The organism is uncultured Arthrobacter sp. (genome assembly GCF_947495145.1).
GTDB lineage: Bacteria > Actinomycetota > Actinomycetes > Actinomycetales > Micrococcaceae > Arthrobacter_D.
Genome location: NZ_CANLXP010000041.1, coordinates 1 through 2,916, shown reverse-complemented (window position 1 = coordinate 2,916; position 2,916 = coordinate 1). Strand labels below are relative to the sequence as shown.

The 2,916-nt window shown below is 55.8% G+C and carries 2 rRNA genes; both read right to left on the bottom strand.

Features of this window, described 5'->3' with window-relative positions:
* Positions 1–1,770: ribosomal RNA gene (locus Q0877_RS16990) — 23S ribosomal RNA — on the bottom strand; the annotation flags it as partial.
* A gap of 497 nt (positions 1,771–2,267) precedes the next feature.
* Positions 2,268–2,916 (bottom strand): 16S ribosomal RNA (locus tag Q0877_RS16985); the annotation flags it as partial.

The window sequence follows — 2,916 nt, the reverse complement described above, 5'->3', positions numbered from 1 at the left end:
GTGGGGCCCATCGGGTCTCAGAGACGGTATCCAAACCAGGACCACGGATTTACCTATGATCCCTCCTACATCCTTAGACCGGGACAACCATCGCCCGGCCCGACTACCTTCCTGCGTCACACCTGTTAATACGCTTACCTCCCAAGATCAGGTCCCACGCTCCCCACCAACACTGGGTCCGAAGACCACGGGAAAGCGGTTTGGGTGGTTAGTATCCCTTGTTCAGTATGGGCGGTTCTTCACCGGTACGGGAATATCAACCCGTTGTCCATCGACTACGCCTGTCGGCCTCGCCTTAGGTCCCGACTTACCCAGGGCAGATTAGCTTGACCCTGGAACCCTTGATCATTCGGCGGACGGGTTTCTCACCCGTCTTTCGCTACTCATGCCTGCATTCTCACTCGTGTAGGCTCCACCGCTGGTTTACACCGCGACTTCACTGCCCACACGACGCTCCCCTACCACTCCAAACGCCTGAACCAACCCACAAGGGGCGGCTTGGCTAATATTTGAAATCCACAACTTCGGCGGTGTACTTGAGCCCCGCTACATTGTCGGCGCGGAATCACTTGACCAGTGAGCTATTACGCACTCTTTCAAGGATGGCTGCTTCTAAGCCAACCTCCTGGTTGTCTGAGCAACTCCACATCCTTTCCCACTTAGCACACGCTTAGGGGCCTTAGTTGGTGGTCTGGGCTGTTTCCCTCTCGACTATGAAGCTTATCCCCCACAGTCTCACTGCTGCGCTCTCACTTACCGGCATTCGGAGTTTGGCTGACGTCAGTAACCTTGTAGGGCCCATCGGCCATCCAGTAGCTCTACCTCCGGCAAGAAACACGCAACGCTGCACCTAAATGCATTTCGGGGAGAACCAGCTATCACGAAGTTTGATTGGCCTTTCACCCCTACCCACAGCTCATCCCCTCCATTTTCAACTGAAGTGGGTTCGGTCCTCCACGACGTCTTACCGTCGCTTCAACCTGGCCATGGGTAGATCACTTCGCTTCGGGTCTAGATCACGCCACTCACTCGCCCTATTCAGACTCGCTTTCGCTACGGCTTCCCCACACGGGTTAACCTCGCGACGTAACACTAACTCGCAGGCTCATTCTTCAAAAGGCACGCCATCACAGGAACAAGCCTGCTCTGACGGATTGTAGGCACACGGTTTCAGGTACTATTTCACTCCCCTCCCGGGGTACTTTTCACCTTTCCCTCACGGTACTGGTCCGCTATCGGTCATCAGGGAGTATTTAGGCTTACCAGGTGGTCCTGGCAGATTCGCACGGGATTTCTCGGGCCCCGTACTACTTGGGATACTCTCCAAGCGGCAGCACGCATTACAGCTACGGGACTCTCACCCACTCCGGTCGGGCCTTCAAACCCGTTCACCTATACGCCTGCACTCACTTCACCAGCCCGGCAGAACTGATACGGAAAGTCCCGCAACCCCAGAGATGCAACGCCCGCCGGCTATCACACACCACTGGTTTAGCCTCATCCGCGTTCGCTCGCCACTACTAACGGAATCACTATTGTTTTCTCTTCCTGTGGGTACTGAGATGTTTCACTTCCCCACGTTCCCCCCACGCACCCTATGTGTTCAGGTACGGGTCACCCAGTCACTCGCGCGCTGAGCGGGGTTTCCCCATTCGGACATCCTGGGATCAAAGTTCGGTTATCAACTCCCCCAGGCTTATCGCAGATTCCCACGTCCTTCTTCGGCTCCTGATGCCAAGGCATCCACCGTGTGCCCTTAAAAACTTGACGATCACACACACAACACACACCAACCCCTAAAGGCCGGTAAACGGTTGTATGCGAACACAAAATTTTAAGATGCTCGCGTCCACTATGCAGTTCTCAAACAACAACCCCAGTAAACACACCACCGGCACCCCACAACCCCCAAACAAAACAGGGATCAAGATGCAGGCAGCCATGCCCAGGAAAACCAGAAACCCCAACAACCCACACCCCACAAAGGAATGCGGACTCCTGTTGCCTCAGGACCCAACAGTGTGCCAAACAATGAAACCACCACCACCAACCACGCCTTTCCCAAACCCACACCCCCCACCAACCCCCAAAGGGACAGGCAGGAAACACAGGCCCGTACTCAACACGACCAGCACCAGCAGCCATCAATTCGTTGATATTCCACCCATGAGCACCCACCGCAGAACAAACGCCTGCGCAATGGGCATACTCCTGACAACCCCCACACCCCACACAACGTGGAACGGACAGTTGTAGGCGCTCCTTAGAAAGGAGGTGATCCAGCCGCACCTTCCGGTACGGCTACCTTGTTACGACTTAGTCCCAATCGCCGGTCCCACCTTCGACGGCTCCCCCCCAAAAGGGTTAGGCCACCGGCTTCGGGTGTTACCAACTTTCGTGACTTGACGGGCGGTGTGTACAAGGCCCGGGAACGTATTCACCGCAGCGTTGCTGATCTGCGATTACTAGCGACTCCGACTTCATGAGGTCGAGTTGCAGACCTCAATCCGAACTGAGACCGGCTTTTTGGGATTAGCTCCACCTCACAGCATCGCAACCCTTTGTACCGGCCATTGTAGCATGCGTGAAGCCCAAGACATAAGGGGCATGATGATTTGACGTCGTCCCCACCTTCCTCCGAGTTGACCCCGGCAGTCTCCCATGAGTCCCCGGCATAACCCGCTGGCAACATGGAACGAGGGTTGCGCTCGTTGCGGGACTTAACCCAACATCTCACGACACGAGCTGACGACAACCATGCACCACCTGTAAACCGGCCACAAGTGGCCGACACATCTCTGCGCCGTTCCGGTTCATGTCAAGCCTTGGTAAGGTTCTTCGCGTTGCATCGAATTAATCCGCATGCTCCGCCGCTTGTGCGGGCCCCCGTCAATTCCTTTGAGTTTTAGCCTTGCG